At 73.8% G+C, this 16,481-nt stretch carries 16 protein-coding genes; 10 read left to right on the top strand and 6 right to left on the bottom strand.

What is annotated here, in order from left to right; all coding sequences use genetic code 11:
• Positions 1-25: 25 nt before the first annotated feature.
• The 5 genes from ACH4D5_RS15215 to ACH4D5_RS15195 form a co-directional block, all read right to left on the bottom strand.
• Positions 26-700, bottom strand: coding sequence for a vitamin K epoxide reductase family protein (locus ACH4D5_RS15215; protein WP_398302262.1), 675 nt, complete (start codon positions 698-700; stop codon positions 26-28).
• Positions 700-1,200 (bottom strand): DUF5949 family protein, encoded by a 501-nt coding sequence (locus ACH4D5_RS15210; RefSeq protein ID WP_398302260.1) that lies wholly within the window; start codon positions 1,198-1,200, stop codon positions 700-702. The genes ACH4D5_RS15215 and ACH4D5_RS15210 overlap by 1 nt, the downstream gene beginning before the upstream one ends.
• A gap of 239 nt (positions 1,201-1,439) precedes the next feature.
• Positions 1,440-1,718: a hypothetical protein gene (locus ACH4D5_RS15205; protein WP_398302632.1), complete on the bottom strand. Its 279-nt coding sequence runs from the start codon at positions 1,716-1,718 to the stop codon at positions 1,440-1,442.
• A 130-nt stretch (positions 1,719-1,848) separates the two neighbouring features.
• Positions 1,849-2,313: a hypothetical protein gene (locus ACH4D5_RS15200; RefSeq protein ID WP_398302258.1), complete on the bottom strand. Its 465-nt coding sequence runs from the start codon at positions 2,311-2,313 to the stop codon at positions 1,849-1,851.
• A 279-nt stretch (positions 2,314-2,592) separates the two neighbouring features.
• Positions 2,593-2,832, bottom strand: coding sequence for a chaplin (locus ACH4D5_RS15195; protein WP_398302256.1), 240 nt, complete (start codon positions 2,830-2,832; stop codon positions 2,593-2,595).
• A gap of 307 nt (positions 2,833-3,139) precedes the next feature.
• Between ACH4D5_RS15195 and ACH4D5_RS15190 the strand changes: the two genes are divergently transcribed.
• From ACH4D5_RS15190 to ACH4D5_RS15155, 8 genes are read left to right on the top strand one after another with little or no spacing between them, the layout of a single operon-like run.
• The gene (locus tag ACH4D5_RS15190; protein WP_398302254.1) at positions 3,140-4,273 is read left to right on the top strand and encodes a glycosyltransferase; all 1,134 of its coding nucleotides are present in this window, start codon (positions 3,140-3,142) and stop codon (positions 4,271-4,273) included.
• Positions 4,270-5,772, top strand: coding sequence for an exopolysaccharide biosynthesis polyprenyl glycosylphosphotransferase (locus tag ACH4D5_RS15185; RefSeq protein ID WP_398302252.1), 1,503 nt, complete (start codon positions 4,270-4,272; stop codon positions 5,770-5,772). Before ACH4D5_RS15190 ends, ACH4D5_RS15185 begins: the two co-directional genes overlap by 4 nt.
• A 13-nt stretch (positions 5,773-5,785) precedes the next feature.
• Positions 5,786-7,156, top strand: coding sequence for an O-antigen ligase family protein (locus tag ACH4D5_RS15180; protein ID WP_398302630.1), 1,371 nt, complete (start codon positions 5,786-5,788; stop codon positions 7,154-7,156).
• Positions 7,153-8,859 carry a lipid II flippase MurJ gene (locus ACH4D5_RS15175; protein ID WP_398302250.1) on the top strand — a complete coding sequence of 569 codons (1,707 nt, stop codon included), beginning with the start codon at positions 7,153-7,155 and terminating at the stop codon, positions 8,857-8,859. Before ACH4D5_RS15180 ends, ACH4D5_RS15175 begins: the two co-directional genes overlap by 4 nt.
• Complete coding sequence (locus tag ACH4D5_RS15170) at positions 8,849-9,637, top strand: polysaccharide deacetylase family protein (RefSeq protein ID WP_398302248.1); 789 nt, start codon at positions 8,849-8,851, stop codon at positions 9,635-9,637. Before ACH4D5_RS15175 ends, ACH4D5_RS15170 begins: the two co-directional genes overlap by 11 nt.
• The gene (locus ACH4D5_RS15165; RefSeq protein ID WP_398302246.1) at positions 9,634-10,758 is read left to right on the top strand and encodes a glycosyltransferase; all 1,125 of its coding nucleotides are present in this window, start codon (positions 9,634-9,636) and stop codon (positions 10,756-10,758) included. The genes ACH4D5_RS15170 and ACH4D5_RS15165 overlap by 4 nt, the downstream gene beginning before the upstream one ends.
• Positions 10,755-11,408, top strand: a complete 654-nt coding sequence (locus tag ACH4D5_RS15160) for a lipopolysaccharide biosynthesis protein (RefSeq protein WP_398302244.1) — start codon at positions 10,755-10,757, stop codon at positions 11,406-11,408. Before ACH4D5_RS15165 ends, ACH4D5_RS15160 begins: the two co-directional genes overlap by 4 nt.
• Positions 11,405-12,568, top strand: coding sequence for a GNAT family N-acetyltransferase (locus ACH4D5_RS15155; protein ID WP_398302242.1), 1,164 nt, complete (start codon positions 11,405-11,407; stop codon positions 12,566-12,568). The genes ACH4D5_RS15160 and ACH4D5_RS15155 overlap by 4 nt, the downstream gene beginning before the upstream one ends.
• A gap of 30 nt (positions 12,569-12,598) precedes the next feature.
• Here the strand turns inward: ACH4D5_RS15155 and ACH4D5_RS15150 are convergent, their stop codons facing one another.
• Complete coding sequence (locus ACH4D5_RS15150) at positions 12,599-13,804, bottom strand: glycoside hydrolase family 26 protein (RefSeq protein ID WP_398302240.1); 1,206 nt, start codon at positions 13,802-13,804, stop codon at positions 12,599-12,601.
• Positions 13,805-13,932: 128 nt separating this feature from the next.
• Between ACH4D5_RS15150 and ACH4D5_RS15145 the strand changes: the two genes are divergently transcribed.
• Positions 13,933-15,219: an ATP-grasp domain-containing protein gene (locus ACH4D5_RS15145; protein ID WP_398302238.1), complete on the top strand. Its 1,287-nt coding sequence runs from the start codon at positions 13,933-13,935 to the stop codon at positions 15,217-15,219.
• On the top strand, positions 15,212-16,477 hold the full coding sequence (locus tag ACH4D5_RS15140; RefSeq protein ID WP_398302236.1) for an FAD-dependent oxidoreductase: 1,266 nt from the start codon (positions 15,212-15,214) through the stop codon (positions 16,475-16,477). Before ACH4D5_RS15145 ends, ACH4D5_RS15140 begins: the two co-directional genes overlap by 8 nt.
• Positions 16,478-16,481 lie beyond the last annotated feature (4 nt).

Below are 16,481 nucleotides of genomic sequence, written 5' to 3'. Positions count from 1 at the left end.
TTTCGCCGTGCGGTTCCCCCGGTTTTCAGCTGGTCCAGAAATCCCACCAGCGCGTCAGGATCAGCATCCCGACGACGCCCATGTGCACGGCGGGAAGGACCCACGTGAATTCCCACGGAAAGGCGCGCAGAGCGCGCGGTGCGGGGAGGAATCCGGACCGTACGTTGTGCGCTGTCACGTACCAGAACATGACGATGGTGGCGGCCCAGGCGAGGCAGCACCACAGGCAGAGGGAATTGATGCGATAGAGCGACTGGAATTGCAGCCAGCCGCAGAACGCGACACCGAACGCGGTGCCCGCGTGGAAGGTCAGCCAGTACCAGCGGGGGTGGCGGGCGCCGCCGATCAGGCCGGCGCCGACACAGATCACGACGGCGTACGCGACGAGGCCGAGCAGCGGGTTGGGGAAGCCGAAGGCCGCCGCCTGCTCGCTCTTCATGATGTTTCCGCAGGCGACCACGGGGTTGAGGCTGCACCCGGGGACGAAGTCCGGGTCCGCCAGGAGCCTGAGCTTGTCGAGGGTGATGACCCACGCCGCGAGCAGCCCCGCCGCGCCGGTGACCACCAGGAGCAGGCCGAGCCGCCGGCCGCCCCGCTGCTCGGGGGCGCCGTCCGGTGCGGGCGTGGTGGTGGGGCCCGCGCCGGGTCGGCCGACGGCCTGCGGCGGTACCCGGTGCGGCAGTTCGGTGGCGCCGCGCATCAGCGCAGGCTGCGCGCGGGCAGCAGACAGTGGGTGGCGTTGAGCAGGGTCTCCTCGGCACCGGCGAACTCGCGGAGGCGGTCCTCCGGGACGGGCTCGCCCGGCTTGGCCTCCGGCCACGCGCGCGTGGTGGCGAGGAAGTAGGCGTGTCCACGCTGCTTGACGGCGGCGAGCCACTCCGGCGGCACCGCGCACTGCGCGTTCAGGTGGGGCATGTTGACGACGGCCTGGTCGCCCTCGACGAGCAGGCTCACCGGCAGGGAGGGGTTGCGCGCCCCGTCGAGGAGGGGACCCCCGATGGGCAGGCCCGCCTCGTCGAGGACGGTGCGCATCGCTTCGGCGGTGGCCTCCGGGCCGCCCTCCGTGTCACCGAGGGAGTAGGCCAGCAGGAAGGGCATGTCCTTCTCTTCCTCGGGGTGCTCGCCGCTCCAGGCGAGAACAGCCAGGGTTCCCAGGTCAGTCTCTTGAAAGGGGCGCTGTTCGCTGGATGTTGAGGTCATGAGGGGAACCGTATAGACGCGGACGGACGCGCCCGGTCCGGTTGTCACCCGTGTGGCCCAACCGGGGCCCGCCATCACACGATGGGGTCACTCGGTCGGCTGCGGTGACGCGCCGAAGGGCCGGTCCGTGGAAGAGGTGACCGGCCCTTGCGCGACCTCGGACGGCGATCGTGCCGCCCGGGGGAATTACTTCACTCTGTGGAGCCAATTCCGCTGCCCGGCGCGGTAATTACGGGCTCTTACTTGCCGAGGGGAAGTCCGCCGAGGAGTTCCGCGGGGCCACCGGCGGAGTTCAGGCCCTCCGCGGTGTCCTTGACGGTGTTGATGACGGAGCCCTTGTTCTCGGTGTCGAGGATGTTCGTGCCCACCGGCTTGGTGTCGAGCAGGTTCTGGCTGGTGATGGCTTCGAGCCCGCCGTTCAGGCTGGTGGGCGTCAGGCTGTCGGCGACCGCGGGCGCGGCGGAACCGGCGACGGCGAGCGAACCGGCAAGGACAGCGGCAGCCTTCAGGGCCTTCATCATGTTCCTTTCTTTGGCGACGCGTGTCGCCTTCGGCGAGCACCGTTCAGGCATCGTTTTGCCTGTCGTCTCTTTTCGCCAGGGCTAACGAGCGCGGGCCGGTACGGAAACGCCGGAAAGAAAGGACCGCTCAGACCGCCGGGAGCGCCGGGGTCGCCGGGAGCGACGGGTTCTGCGTCAGCGACGGGGTCTGCGGGAGGGTCTCAGTGGGCGCCTTGGGCTGGGTGCCGCCCAGCAGGGAGGTGAGGGTGCCGATCAGGCCGGTGAGGATCTGCGGGAGCCCTCCGAGCACGTCCTTCGGGGGGTCCTCGGCCGAGGTGGCCCGCACCAGACCGTCGACGGCCTTCCGCAGCTCGGCCACGGCTTCCGCCGTGGGGTCCGATGCCTCGCCTGGTGTCTCGGCGACGGCCTCGATCGCCTGACGCACGGCTTCGGTGCGCTTCTCGATCTCCTCGGGGGTGGCAGCGCGCGGGGCGGTCCGGGCTTCGTCGCGGGTGACATCGCCCTGGGAGGCGAAGGCCGGGCCGGCCGTGCCGAGAAGCAGCGTCACGCACAGGGTGGTGGTCGCGAGGCGCCGTACGGGCAGAGCGCGCATAAGTTTTTCCCTTCCGGTGATGCGTCGGATCTTGTGATCACCGTGGGAGCGGCGCACGCCGCCCGCAACCGAGCGGCCGCGCGACGCCCTGGCCTTTCCTGATGCGCGCGGGCATCCCCGCAGGTGGGGGGCGGAGGTGACGGCCGGTCGGCGACGGGCGGGCGCACACTCCATTCGGGGCACGGCCGTCACCACCGCGGCGGGCGGCGAAACCCGGCCGGACATGCGGAACGGCCGCCCCCGCTTCCGTGGGGACGGCCGCTCAGATCAGACGGTGCGTCAGTCGTTGGCGCACTGGTTGCCGAACGCCGGGTTCAGCAGACCGATGACGTTGATGCTGTTGCCGCAGACGTTGACGGGAATGTGGACCGGCACCTGCGCGGTGTTGCCGGAGATGACACCGGGGGAGTTGGTGGCGGCGCCCTGCGCGCCGCTGTCGGCGGCAGCGACACCCGCGGATCCGGCCACGGCTGCGGCGGCGACGGCGGACAGGGCGAATGCCTTGGTGGTACGCGACATGGGGTGCTGCTCCTTGGTGATGATGCGACGTACGGGCGGGATGCCCGTCTAGAGGGATCAACTGCCGACCTCGACGCCGAGTTGTGCGCCCAGACGGGTGATACGCGGCGGGATTCATTGCGCCCGCGCCTCTCTTCACGAATCCGACACACGTACCGAGGTTGACGGAGCGGCTCACTTCAGCGGCTACAGTTGCGCTTCCGTTTAGGGCATTCCACCCATACGCGTTCAGATTCGTACATTCACTGCGCATCACCCCATGTCCGCTGTGGTTCAGAGTTCTCACACTCGGAAGGCCAACGCCGTCATGCGTCACTCAGGAGTGCTGAGGGCAGCCGCAACGGTCCTGCACATCAGCCAGCCGGTGGACGGCGGCGTGGCGCGGGTCGTCGTCGACCTGGCCACGGCACAGGCCGCGGCCGGGACGGACGTCCACGTGGCCTGTCCCCGGGAGGGCTTCCTGCCCCGGGCGTTGGCCGCCGCCGGCATCCGCGTCCACCCCTGGGAGGCGACCCGCTCCCCCGGCCCCCGCCTCCGCGCCGAGACGAGGGACCTCAAGCGCGTCATCGACGCGGCGGCACCCGCGCTCGTCCACGCGCACAGCGCCAAGGCCGGACTCGCCGCGCGGCTCGCGCTGCGCGGCAGCATCCCCACGGTGTTCCAGCCGCACGCCTGGTCCTTCGAGGCGGTCGGCGGCCCCACCGGGCTCCTGGCCCGCCTCTGGGAACGCCACGCGGCCCGCTGGACGACCCGCACCGTCTGCGTCAGCGAGGCCGAGCTGGCCACCGGCCGCCGGGCCGGCGTCACCGGCCCCTGCTCGGTGGTCCCCAACGGCGTGGACACCGCCCGGTTCGCGCCCGAGGGACACGGGCCCGCGCGCGTCCCCCTCGTGGTGTGCGTGGGGCGGCTCTGCCGGCAGAAGGGGCAGGACGTGCTGCTGCGCGCCTGGCCCGCGGTGGCCGCGCGGGTGCCCGAGGCACGCCTCGTCCTGGTCGGGGACGGGCCGGACGCGGCGCGGCTGCGGGAGCGGGCCGGGCCGCGGGTGGCGTTCGTCGGGGCGGCGGCCGACGCCGCCCCTTGGTACCGGGCGGCCGATGTCGTCGTCCTGCCGTCCCGCTGGGAAGGCATGGCGCTGGCCCCCCTCGAAGCCATGGCCTGCGGCCGTCCCGTCGTGGTCACCGACGTCGACGGGGCCAGGGAGAGCCTGCCGCGGGACCACCGCCCGCACGCCCTCGTACCGCCGGAGGACCCCGAGGCACTGGCACGGGCGCTCATCGCGCTGCTGCGGGACGGCGCACTGCGGGACGCGCTGGGGCGGCGGGGCCGCCTGCACGTACTGGACCACCACGACGCACGGCGTGCCGCGGCCGCGATCGACGCGGTGTACGGCGAGCTTCTGGGCACGGCGCCCACCGAACGCAGGGAGTGCACCACCACGTGAGTGCCGAACGGACCGTTGCCTCCTCATCGGCTCAGCCACGGCAGGACACCCAGGCCCCGCCCGGAACCTTCGTCGTCGCACCACGCGAGGCGACGGCCCGCCGCGCCGGGGCGTCGGCACGGCGGCCGGCCCGCACGCGGCACCCGGCCGCGGCACCGGTGGCCGCCGACTGCGTGGCGGCCCTCCTCGGCCTGCTGCTGCTCGACGACCCACGGCAACAGGCCGTACTGGCACCCCTGCTCGTGGCAGGCGTGCTGCTCCTGAACGCGCGCGGGCGCTTGTACGAGTACGCCCCACTCCCCGACACGCTCGGCCAGGTGCCGTCGCTCACCGGGCGGATCGCCCTCGCGTGGTCCCTCACCGCGGTCCTCGCCCCCGCGCTGCCCTGGTCGCAGCCGCTCCCGCTCCGCACGCTGCTCGGCATGGCGGCGGTGCAGGCCCTGCTGAGCTGCTGCGGGCGCGCGCTCGTCCACCGGCACCGGCGGACCGCCACCCTGCGCAGGCCGAGCCCGGTCCTGGTGCTCGGGCCCGGCGACCAGGCGCGCGGTGTGGCCGCTGCGCTGCTGCGGCGCCCCGGCTGCGGCGTGCGGCCCGTCGGCATCGTGAGCGAGCCTGCGGACCCGGCCCCGCAGGACGACGACGGCGGTGCCGATACGGCGGCGGATCCCGGGCCCGGCCTTCCGGTGCTCTGCACGGAGGACGAACTCCACCGGGCGGTGATCCAGAACGACGTCCGGGCCGTGTTCCTCCTCGCCGGCCAGGGCCCCGGGCTCACCGGCCTGCTGCCGACGCTGCACCAGCTGGGCTGCGACCTGTGGGAGCTCGACCCGCGCTGCTCGGGGGCCGGGCACGGACCTGACGGACCCCGGCAGTACGTGGCCGGGTTCGCCTGCCGCCCCCTGACATCCGCCGCGCCCCCGCGGCCCGGCGTCGGCAAGCGGCTCCTGGACATCGCGGTGTCGGGCGTCCTGCTGCTCGCGGCCGCGCCGGTCCTCGCGGTCTGCGCCCTGGTGCTGCGGGCCGTCGAGGGCCCCGGCGTGATCTTCCGGCAGGAGCGCGTCGGCAAGGACGGGCAGCTGTTCACCCTGTTGAAGTTCCGCACCCACCGGCCCGCCGACCAGCAGGAGGCGGCGACCCGGTGGAGCGTCGCCGACGAGCACCGCATGAGCGCGTTCTGCCGGTTCCTGCGGGGCACCTCGCTGGACGAGCTGCCCCAGCTGTGGAACGTGCTCCGGGGCGACATGAGCCTCGTCGGACCGCGGCCCGAACGGCCCTTCTTCGTCGCGCAGTTCAGCCAGACCTACCCCGACTACGCCCACCGGCACCGCATGCCGACCGGCATCACGGGACTGGCCCAGATCCACGGCCTGCGCGGCGACACCTCCATCGAGGACCGGTGCCGCTTCGACAACGCCTACATCGACAGCTGGTCGTTCTGGCAGGACCTGTGCATCCTCCTGCGGACCGTCGGCTGCCTCGTACGCCGCACGGGGAGCTGAGCGCGTGAACCACCTGACGACCGCCCTGCCGTGCGGCTCCCGCCTGCCCGGCGCGGTGCTGCCCGCGCTGCGGCGGAGCGCTCCGGTCCTGCCGGTGGTGCTCCTGGTCGCCCTGCTCGCGCTGCCGGTGCCCGCCGGGGGTGCCTCTTCCGGTGGCGGAGGCGGCACCGGCACCCTCGCCGACGCGGCGTCCGCCCTCGTCGTCGGCTTCTGCGTCGTACGCGCCGTGCGGGCCGGGCGGCGCCCGCTGACCCGTACCGCCGCGGTGGTCCTCGGGCTGCCGGTCGTCGGCATCACCGTGGCCGCCTTCGGCGCCTCGTCCGCCGCGACCGGTGTCGCCGGGGCCACGCGCTACCTCCAGGTCTTCGTCCTGGTGCCGGCCGCCGTGCTGCTGCTGATCCGCGACGCCCACCACTTCCGCCTGCTCGCCTGGTCGTTCGTGGCGCTCGGGCTGTGGCAGGGCGTCATCGGCGTACACCAGAACCTGACCGGCACCGGCGCCTCGTACATGGGCGAGGACATTCGCGCGGTGGGCACGTTCGGCTCCACGGACGTCATGGGAATGGCCACCGTCGTCTCGTACGGACTCGTCTGCGCGCTCGCGCTGGCCTTCCGTCCCCACTCGCCGCGCCAGCGCTCCGCGGCGGTGGTCTGCGCCGCCCTGCTCACCGTGCCGCTCGCCCTGTCCTTCAGCCGCGGCGCGTGGATCGCCGCCGCGGTGGCGTGCGCCGGGGTGCTGCTGCTCGCCGGGGTGCGCCGGGCGGGACGGGTCCTGCTGGCCGCCGGTGCCGCCGCCGTGGTCCTGGTGGCGGGCCTCGGAGTCGGCTCCGCGATGCTCCAGGAGCGCCTCAGCAGCATCACCCAAGTCACCGGCACACCCGACCAGTCGGTCACCGACCGCTACACGATGTGGGCCGCCTCGGTCGACATGTGGCGGGAGCGGCCGGTGACCGGAGTCGGCCTGAAGGGGTTCCCCGACCACCGCGACAGCCACGCCTCGCTGGCCCTGTCCGCCGGCAGCGACACCGCGGGGGCAGGCAGCGGCTTCGTCCGCCAGCCCCTGCTGTCCCCGCACAACATGTATCTGCTGGTGCTCGGCGAACAGGGACTGCTCGGCCTCACCACGCTGGCCGGCGGCTGGGCGGCGCTCGTGGTGTGCGCGGTGCACCGGTGGCGGCGGCAGCGCAGCGGACCGAACGGTCCCGGCGGCCCGGAGCTCGACTGTGCGCTGGTGGCCTGCGGGCTGCTGAGCTGGCAGCTGACCGACTTCGTGTACGCCGACATCGGCGGCCCCTCCACCGTCCTGACCGGCGTCGCGTTCGGCCTCGCGGGCTGGTGGGCGGTCGGCTCCCACGGGCGGGCCGGAACGGGGGGTGTGCGATGACGGCCGTGCCTTCGCCGGTCGCCGCAGGCCCGGACCCGACGCCGGACACGGACCCGGGCCCGGGCCCGGACCCGGCCCCCGGGGCAGGGCTCGCCGAAGGCGGCCAGGAGACGGGCGGGAAGACCGGCGGCTCGTTCCTCGCCAAGGCCGCGCTCGTCACGGTCGTGCTGTCCGTCGCCGGTTCGCTCCTCGGGCTCGTACGCGACCAGGCGCTGGCGCACTTCTTCGGCGCCGGTACCGACACCGACGCCTTCCTGGTGGCGTGGACGGTCCCCGAGGTGGCCGCGACGCTGCTCATCGAGGACGGCCTCGCCTTCTTCCTCGTGCCCGCGTTCAGCCTGGCCCTCGCGCGCCGCGCGGACGGCCCGGCCGCCGACCCGGTCCGGGAGCTCGTCCGGGCGTCGCTGCCGCGGATGATCCTGTGGTTCACGGGGACCGCCGCGCTCCTCATCGCGGCGGCCCCCTACCTGGTCGCCGTGCTGGCCCCCGGACTGCCCGACCCGCAACTGGCCGTCGACTGCACCCGGCTGACCGCCACCTGCGCCCTGACCTTCGGGCTCACCGGCTACTGCAGCGCGGCGCTGCGGGCGCACCAGCGGTTCGTCGCGCCCGCGACGGTCTACGTCGCCTACAACGCGGCCATCATCGCCGCCCTGTTCGCCCTCGCGGTGCCGCTGGGGGTGCGGGCCGCGGCGGCGGGCGTGGCCGTGGGGGGCGTCCTCATGGTCGTCGTACAGGCGCCCTCGCTGTGGCGGCAGTTGCGACGCCCGTACCGTCCCGAGTCCGAGTCTGCGTCTGCGTCTGCGTCTGCGACCACGACCGCGAGCGGTCCCGAGCCCGCCAAGGCCCTTCAGACCGCCATCATCTGGACGGTCCTGCTGTTCGCCCTGTGCCGTCAGTCGCAGGTCCTCATCGAGCGGTTCCTGGCCTCGTCGCTGCCCGCCGGGGCCATCTCGCACCTGAACTACGCGCAGAAGGTCGCGCAGATGCCGATGGCCCTGTCCCTCATGATCTGCACGGTCACCTTCCCCGTGGTCGCCCGGGCCCTGGCCATGGGCGAGACGGAACGTGCCCGCGACCGCGTCGAGCGTGATGTCGTCCTCGCCGGGTGCGTGGTCCTGGTGGGCGCGGCAGCCGTCATCGCCGCCGCGCCGCCGCTCATCGAACTGCTCTTCCAGCGCGGCGCCTTCACCGCCCGGGACACGGCCACCACCGCCTCGGTCATGCGGGTCTACGCGCTGGGCCTGCTCGGCCACACGCTGGTGGGGGCGCTGGCCCGGGCGCACTTCTCCGTGGCCAGGACCACCTGGATCCCCCTCTTCGCCATGTTCATCGGCGTCGTCACCACCGCGGGGATCGGCTTCCTGACCGTCGGCACGTGGGGCGTACACGGGATCGCCGGGGCCAACGCGACGGGCATCTGCGTCTCCGCCCTGCTCCTGCTGCGCGGCCTTGGCCCGCACACCGTGCCGGTCAGGACGCGGGCCGTGCTCGGGCAGCTCGGCCGGCTGGCGCTCGCCGCCGGGGGCGCCGCGCTGCTCGGCGCGGTGGCCGCGCGGGCCGTGGCGCAGCCCGCCCCGGCCGTCCTCGCGAGCTTCACCGCGGTGACCGTCTCCTTCGTGGTCCTCGGCCTGCTCCTGGGGGTGCGGCCCTGGACCACCGTCCTTCGCTCCGTCGGCAGAAAGCTGTGTCATGTCCGTTGACCTCACTCCGCCCGCGCCGTCCGGTACGGAGCCCTTCCTTCGGCTGCGGCCGCCGCGCAACCCGGCGTGGGTGGCGATGTACCACTCCGTCGCGGATCCGTCCGACGACCCGTACGAGATCACCGTCGCGCCGGACCGGCTGGCCGAGCAGCTGCGGTGGATGCGGCGCCAGGGGCTGCGCGGCGTGTCGATGACGCACCTGCTGGAGGCGTGCGCGCGGGGCCTGGAGCACAACCTCGTGGGCCTCACCTTCGACGACGGCTACCGCGACTTCGTCGAGGAGGCGCTGCCGTTGCTGCGGCGGTACGAATGCACCGCGACCCTGTTCGTCCTGCCGGGCCGCCTCGACGGCGACAACGCCTGGGACCCGCTCGGCCCGCGCAAACCGCTCCTCGGCGCCGAGGGCATCCGGCACGCGGCCGAGAGCGGCATGGAGATCGGCTCGCACGGGCTGACCCACGTCGACCTGACCGCCGCCGACGACGCGCTGCTGCGCCGCGAGGTGAGCGACAGCCGTGCCGCCCTGCGCGACCTGACGGACGGCGAGGTGCGGGGCTTCTGCTACCCCTACGGCCACGTCGACGAGCGCGTCGTCGCGGCGGTGCGGGAGGCCGGATACGGCTACGGGTGCGCGATCGCGCCGGGAGCGCTCGCCGGGACGTACGCCCTGCCCCGCGTCCACGTCGGCCAGGGCGACACGGCCTGGCGCCTGCGGCTGAAGCTGCGCACGAACCGGCTCAGGCGCCGCGCGCTGGACGGCTCGGCGGTGGCGGAATGAGGGTCCTGCACGTCATCACCGGGCTCGGGGTGGGCGGCGCCGAGCAGCAACTGCGCCTCCTGCTCCGCCACTTGCCGACGTCCAGCGACGTGGTCACGCTGACCAACGCGGGCACCGTGGCGCAGGGCATCGAGGCCGACGGCACCCGCGTGACCGACCTGGGCATGGCCGGCAACCGCGACGTGGCGGCGCTGCCGCGGCTGACCCGGCTGATCCGCGTGGGCCGGTACGACCTGGTGCACACCCACCTCTACCGCGCCTGCCTGTACGGGCGGGTCGCGGCCCGGATGGCGGGAGTGCGCGCGGTGGTGGCCACCGAACACTCCCTGGGCGACTCGCAGATGGAGGGCAGGCCGCTGACGCCTGGGGTGCGCGCGCTGTATCTGGCCGGGGAGCGGCTCGGCCGGGTGACGGTCGCGGTCTCGCCCGCGGTCGGGGCGCGGCTGCACCGGTGGGGCGTGCCGCGGCAGCGCATCCGGGTGGTGCCGAACGGCATCGAGGTCGAGCGCTTCCGGTTCGACCCGGCGGCCCGCGCCCGCACGCGCGCCCGGCTGCGGCTGCCGGAGAACGCGTTCGTCGTCGGCGGCGTGGGGCGGCTGGCCACCGGCAAACGCTTCGACGTCCTCCTGGAGGCCGCCGCCCGGCTGCCCGAGGACGTCGTCGTCGTCCTGGTGGGGAGCGGCCCGCAGGAGGAGGGGCTGCGGCGGCTCGCGCACCGGCTCGGCCTCACCGGGCGGGTGTGGTTCACCGGTGAGTCCACCCACGACGCGGGCGGCCTGCCCGCGCTGCTCTCCGCCATGGACGTCCTGGCCTCCCCCTCCCCCGAGGAGGCCTTCGGCCTGGCGCTCGTCGAGGGCCTGGCCGCGGGGCTCCCCGTGCTCTACGCGTCCTGCCCCGCCGTCGAAGGCCTCGGCGCCGGCGAACGGACCGGCGCCGCCTACTGCCCGAGCGACCCGGACTCCTTCGCGCGGGCCCTGCACGGCCTGCGCGGTGACGTGCCGCCGCACCGCGAGGCACCGGCGGCGGTGCGCCACTACAGCATCACCCGAAGCGCCGACCAACTGATGGACGTCTACGCGTCAGTTGTCCCCGGCCCGACCCTGGAGGTGACCCCTCGATGAGCGACTCCGCGCACGCGCACTCGCGCACCGGACCCCTGCGAGCCCGCCTCGCCCGGCTGCCCCGCTGGTCGGCCCTGCCCGCCTGCGCGGTCCTCGGCGCCCTCATCGGCACCGGATACGGCGCCCTGCAGACCCCGGAGTACACGGCCACGAGTTACGTCGTCGCCGTCCCGCAGGCGAAGGCGGACCCGGCCACGGCGCTCGGTTTCGCCCAGGCGTACGGCCGGGTGGCGACGCAGCTCGCCGTGCTGGGCGACGCGCAGGTGGCGGCGGGCATGTCGGCCACGGAGCTGCGGGACAGGGTGCGGGTCGCCACGTCCCCCGACGCGCCGATGATCGCGGTCTCGGCGACCACGGAGCAGCCGGACTCCGCCGTGACCGCCGCCGACGCGGTGGCGCGGTCGCTCGCCACGAGCGCCAACCACTCCAAGGGCAGCACCCAGGTCAAGCTGCTGCCGTTCTCCCGCGCCCTGGCGCCGGACGCGCCCTCGTCGCTCTCCACCGGGGTGACGGCCCTGGTCGGCGCGAGCGCCGGCGGGCTGCTCGGCGGCCTCGCGCTCCTGGTCCGCCCCCGCGCGCGTACGGAGGAGGCGGCGGCGGGCGCCTCCGTCCCCGGGCCCGCGTCCGGCCTGGTCCGGAGCGCCCCATGAGCACGGCACCGGCGAGCACGGCACCGAGCAGCCTCCCCACGGCCCAACTCTGCGTGGACGAGGACGAGTTCGAGGCGCTGGCCGAACCGTGGGGGCGGCTGTACCGGGCGTGCGCGGCGGCCACGCCGTTCCAGAGCCACGCGTGGCTGTCGTCCTGGTGGCGGTCGTACGGCAGCCCCGGCCGGCTGCGGGTGCTGCTCGTCCACAGCGGCGGCCGGCTGATCGCCGCGGCACCGCTGATGCGGGTGGACCGGCCGCTCCCGGCGCTGAAGCCGCTGGGCGGCGCGATCTCCGACTTCACCGACGTGCTGCTGGACGGCTCGTGCCGTGAGGAGGGGACGGAGGCGCTCCTCTCCGGCCTGTACGCGCTGGCCCGGACCGCGCTGATCGACTTCGGGGAGGTCAGGCCGGGCGCGTGCGTGGAGAGCCTCTACGAACGCTGGCCGGGGCCGCGGCGCACGCTGGCCGCCTCCGACTGCCTGGAACTTCCCGGACTGCCGCTGGACGGGCTGCTCAAGCGGCTGCCGGCCCCGCGGGCCCAGCGCGCCCGCGCCAAGATCCGCAAGCTGGCGGCGATCGGCGTGGAGAGCCGGGTCGTGCCCGTCGAGGAGGTGGAATCCTCGGTGCGGACGCTGCTGCGCCTGCACCAACTGCAGTGGCAGGGACGCAAGGTGACCCCCGAGCACCTCCAGCCGCGGTTCCACGAGCACCTGCTCCGCTCCATGCGCCCGATGGTCGCGGCGGGCGAGGCCGTGCTGACCGAATTCAGCCTGGACGGCGAGGTGCTGGCCGCGGACCTGACGCTGCTGTCGGGCACGCTGGCCGGCGGCTATCTGTACGGCGCCCATCCGCGGCTCAGGGAGCGCAAGGTGGATGTGGCGACGATGCTCCTGGAGGCGTCCACCCGGCACACCGGCGGCGAGCACCCCCGCGCGCTGAGCCTGCTGCGCGGCAACGAACCGTACAAGCACCACTGGCGGCCCGAGCCGGTCACCAACCGGCGCTTCCTGCTGGCCCGCAGGCGCACCGCCCCCCTGGTGCACGCGGTGGCCTGGGGTGCGGCGGGCCGCCAGTGGGCGAAGCGGCGGCTGCGCGAGCGCGAGGGGGACGCGCGCCGCGGGGGCGGAGACACGCGCTCCGGCGGCGGAGCCTCGTCGTGACGGCTCACGCCACCAGGGCCCGGTGGGGCGTCAGGGCTGCTTCTGCGCCTTCTCGTCCTTCAACCAGTCGAAGCGCAGACACAGCCTGCCGCCCAGCCAGTACTCGACCCAGTCGCCGAGCTCCACCGGCGAGCAGGCCGGGAGCTTCCCGGGCTCGGCCGGCCTGGTCGGTCCCGTCGGGTCCCCGGCGCGGCCGGAGAGCAGCTCGCGGTAGACCCGCGCCGCGGCGGGGTTGTCCTTGCACTGCCAGACACCGTGCGGGCAGTAATCGGTGACCGTGTTGTACAGCGGCTTCTTCTCGTCCATCCATTTCAGCATGCGGCGCATGTATTCCTCGTTGTCGCCGTTGCGGAAAAGCCCCCATTCCGGGTACGAGATGGGCTTCTTGTGCTCCGCCGCGAAGTCCACGTGCTGCTGGAGCCCATAGGGCTCAGCGATCTGCTCGTCGAACGACATTCCGCGCGGCTGGTCGTACGAGTCCATTCCGATGATGTCGACGACGCCGTCACCGGGATAGCACTCCGTCCAGGGAACGGCGTCCCGCCCTCTGCTGGGGGTGAAGTCGAACGTGAATTTCTGCCCCGGAACGGATCGCATCGTGGTGACGATCCTGTTCCAGTACTTCTTCCAGGACTCCGGGTCCGGACCACAGCGATGGGTGTACGTCGTGCCGTTCATCTCCCAGCCGAGCACGACCACCGTGTCGGGCACGCCCAGGTCGACCAGGCGCTCGGCGAGCACTCTGTAGTGGCCGTCGAAGTCGCCCGCGGCGCCCCGCTCCAGCAGTCGGGCCACCTCGCGGTCGTCGACGCCCTCCTCGTTGCGTTCGAGCATCGGGACGTTGAGGACGAAGAGCCTGTCGTCCTTCTCCTTGCGCCACGCCGCCCAGCTCTCCAGGAAGTTCGGGGCGCCCTCGATGTTGCTCCAGAGATCGCCCGGAAGGTACGTGTGCCCGACCCGCAGCTCGGCGCCGCCGAGCCACTCGCTGAGCTCACCGATGCGCTCGACCCCGCGCGGGCCGTAGTCGAGGTACGCGCCGAAGGCGGGGGCCGGGGAAACGGCGGCCGGCGGTTCACCGTCGCGTACGACATCCACGGTGTGTCCCGGTACGGAGGCCAGGGCCGTCGAAGAGACGATTCCGGCGACGATGAAGGCGAGACGTTTACGGCCTCGAAGACGTTGACTGCGTCGAAGACGTTTGCCGCCTCGAAGGCTTTGTGGGGCGTGTGCGCCCATACCTGCTCCTCGTTTCCGACCTCACTTCACTGACACCCCGTCATATGTATTTCTATTGCGCCAATCGTGTTTCTAATCCCGTATTCCGCCACATCGCCCGCATGGGCGATCGACAAGCGAGGGTGACGTTGCAGCCTCTGGATACACGCATTCCTGCGGTCCTGTTGCGGATCGACAGGAATCCCTTCCATCACGGGACGCTGGGTGCCGTGCGCTCACTGGGCCGCGCCGGAATCGAGGTCCATCTGGTGGCCGACGACTTCGGGAGCCCCGTACAGCGGTCCCGTTATCTGCACCGGATGCACGCGCCGCCCGCCCCGGGAGCGTCGCTCGCCGAAGTGGCCGCCGTGCTGCGCCGGGTCGCGCACCGGCTCACCGGACCAGCCGTGCTGATCCCCCTCGACGACGCCGGCGCCCTCGCGGTCGGCACCCTGTACGACCAGCTCACCGACCGCTTCCTGGTGCCCCGCGTGCCCGGCGACGTGGCCGAGCGCGTGGCGGACAAGGCGGCTCTCGCCCGGGTCTGCGCCCAGGCGGGCGTGGCGCACCCCACGACCCTGGCGCCGGAGTCCGCCGCCGAGGCGGCCGACGCCGTGCACCGCCTCGGGACCCCCGCCGTGGCGAAGTGGAGCCGCCCCTGGCTGCTGCCCCGCGGCACCGGCCTGCGCAGCACCACCGTGCTCGGCTCCCCGCACGAGGCCGCCGCCCTCTTCGAGCGGCGTACCGAGGCCGGCAGCCGCCTCCTCCTCCAGGCCTTCGTGCCCGGGACCCGCGACGCCGACTGGTTCGTGCACGGCTGCGCGGGCCGTGACGGTGTCGTACGCGGCGGTGGCACGGGCCGCAAGCACCTGTCGTGGCCGCGCTCCGCGGGCCTGACGGTGAGCGGCGACTGGACCGCGAACCCCGCGCTCTGGTCCGCCGCCGCGCAGGTCGTCTCGGCCCTGGAGTACCGCGGGATCTTCGACCTCGACTTCCGCAGGGACGCCACGACCGGCGACTTCCACCTCATCGACTTCAACCCGCGCCCCGGCGCCCAGTTCCGCCTCTTCGCCGACGGCACGGGCACGGACGTGGTGCGCGCCCTGCACCTCGATCTGACCCACCGGCCGGTGCCCGACCCGCAGCCCCTGCCGGGCCGCACGTTCGTGGTCGAGAACTACGCCCCGCTGGCGGCGCTGCGCTCGCTGACCGTCTCCTCGCCGTACGGGGAACTCGCCTGGCACGCCGCCGACGATCCCGCCCCCGGGGCCGCCATGCGCCTCATGTGGCGCCGCCATGTGGTGCGCAGGCTGCGCGACGGCATGGGCCACCGGTCGCGCCGCGCCCTGACGTCCCTGTCGGCCGGGCCGGTGGAGCACCCGCCCGCCGTCCTCCCCGCCCAGGCGAACCGAGAGCGAGCCGTCACCGATGCATGACCTGCTGGTCGTAGGAGCGGGCCCGTACGGCCTCTCGATCGCCTCGCACGCCGCGGCGGCCGGCCTGGACGTACGCGTCTTCGGCAGGACCATGGCCTCCTGGCGGGACCACATGCCGCGCGGCATGCTGCTCAAGTCGGAGCCGTGGGCGTCCGACCTCTCCGACCCCGCGGGCCGGTACGGCCTGGCCGCGTACTGCGCCCGCGAGGGCCTGCCCGCCGAGCACGGCCGCCCGCTGCCCGTCGAGCACTTCGCCTCCTACGGCCGCTGGTTCGCCGAGCGGGCGACCCCGCCGGTCGACGAGCGCCTCGTCGCCGCCGTCCGGCCCGTCCCGGGCGGCCACGAGGCGCGGACCGAGGACGGCGAGGTCCACCACGCGCGTGCCGTGGCCCTCGCGGTGGGCGTCCTGCCGTTCACCGAGATCCCCCGGTCCGTACGCGGCCTGGGCGACGCCCACGTCTCGCACAGCAGCCACCACGCCGACCTGCTGCGCTTCCGCGGCCAGGACGTGACCGTGCTCGGCGCGGGGCAGGCAGCCCTGGAGACCGCCGCCCTGCTGGCCGAACAGGGCACCCGCGTGCGGATCCTCGCCCGGTCGCCGCGCGTGCGCTGGAACACCATGCCGCCGCCCCGGCAGCGTCCGTGGCGGGAGTCCGTGCGCGCCCCGCACACCGGCCTCGGCTGCGGCTGGCGCAACACGTTCTACGCGTCGGCGCCCGGGCTCTTCCGGCTGCTTCCGGAGCCGACCCGGGCCCGCGTCGCGGCGGGCGCGCTCGGCCCGGCCGGCGCGTGGTGGGTCAGGGACCGCGTCGAGGCCGGCGTCGAGATCCACACCGGCCACCGGGTCGAGACGGCCGAACTCGCCGATGGCCGCGTCCGCGTGCGGTCCGGCGGCGGCCTGCGCTTCGAGACGGACCACATCATCGCGGCCACGGGTTTCCGTGCGACGACCCACCGCATCGGCGTCCTGCCCCCGGACGTCCGCGGTCGCCTGCGCTCCCTCGTGGACGGCACCCCCTACGTCAGCGACCGCTTCGAGTCCTCGCTCCCCGGGCTCTTCCTGGCCGGCCTGACGACCGCGTCGAGCTTCGGGCCCGCCATGCGCTTCGTGTACGGGGCTGCGTTCACCGCCGAACGCCTGGTGCGGGGCGTCGAGCGGTACGTACGACGTGCTGATTCCGGCGGCTCTCTTATGAGTGACACAGCGGGCGAACGGGTGAACTCCGCTTCCCGCGCGGGCCGTCCGGTGATGCACTGAACGG

The sequence above is a fragment of the Streptomyces sp. NPDC018029 genome (assembly GCF_044327655.1).
Lineage (GTDB): Bacteria > Actinomycetota > Actinomycetes > Streptomycetales > Streptomycetaceae > Streptomyces.
This window is presented reverse-complemented; position numbering and strand designations above follow the sequence as displayed.

Excerpts from the sequence above, each read along its gene's own strand:
- ACH4D5_RS15215 (WP_398302262.1), bottom strand. The coding sequence starts at position 700 with ATGCGCGGCGCCACCGAACTGCCGCACCGGGTACCGCCGCAGGCCGTC.
- ACH4D5_RS15210 (WP_398302260.1), bottom strand. The coding sequence starts at position 1,200 with ATGACCTCAACATCCAGCGAACAGCGCCCCTTTCAAGAGACTGACCTG.
- ACH4D5_RS15205 (WP_398302632.1), bottom strand. The coding sequence starts at position 1,718 with ATGAAGGCCCTGAAGGCTGCCGCTGTCCTTGCCGGTTCGCTCGCCGTC.
- ACH4D5_RS15200 (WP_398302258.1), bottom strand. The coding sequence starts at position 2,313 with ATGCGCGCTCTGCCCGTACGGCGCCTCGCGACCACCACCCTGTGCGTG.
- ACH4D5_RS15195 (WP_398302256.1), bottom strand. The coding sequence starts at position 2,832 with ATGTCGCGTACCACCAAGGCATTCGCCCTGTCCGCCGTCGCCGCCGCA.
- ACH4D5_RS15190 (WP_398302254.1), top strand. The coding sequence starts at position 3,140 with ATGCGTCACTCAGGAGTGCTGAGGGCAGCCGCAACGGTCCTGCACATC.
- ACH4D5_RS15175 (WP_398302250.1), top strand. The coding sequence starts at position 7,153 with ATGACGGCCGTGCCTTCGCCGGTCGCCGCAGGCCCGGACCCGACGCCG.
- ACH4D5_RS15170 (WP_398302248.1), top strand. The coding sequence starts at position 8,849 with ATGTCCGTTGACCTCACTCCGCCCGCGCCGTCCGGTACGGAGCCCTTC.
- ACH4D5_RS15165 (WP_398302246.1), top strand. The coding sequence starts at position 9,634 with ATGAGGGTCCTGCACGTCATCACCGGGCTCGGGGTGGGCGGCGCCGAG.
- ACH4D5_RS15160 (WP_398302244.1), top strand. The coding sequence starts at position 10,755 with ATGAGCGACTCCGCGCACGCGCACTCGCGCACCGGACCCCTGCGAGCC.
- ACH4D5_RS15155 (WP_398302242.1), top strand. The coding sequence starts at position 11,405 with ATGAGCACGGCACCGGCGAGCACGGCACCGAGCAGCCTCCCCACGGCC.
- ACH4D5_RS15150 (WP_398302240.1), bottom strand. The coding sequence starts at position 13,804 with ATGGGCGCACACGCCCCACAAAGCCTTCGAGGCGGCAAACGTCTTCGA.
- ACH4D5_RS15140 (WP_398302236.1), top strand. The coding sequence starts at position 15,212 with ATGCATGACCTGCTGGTCGTAGGAGCGGGCCCGTACGGCCTCTCGATC.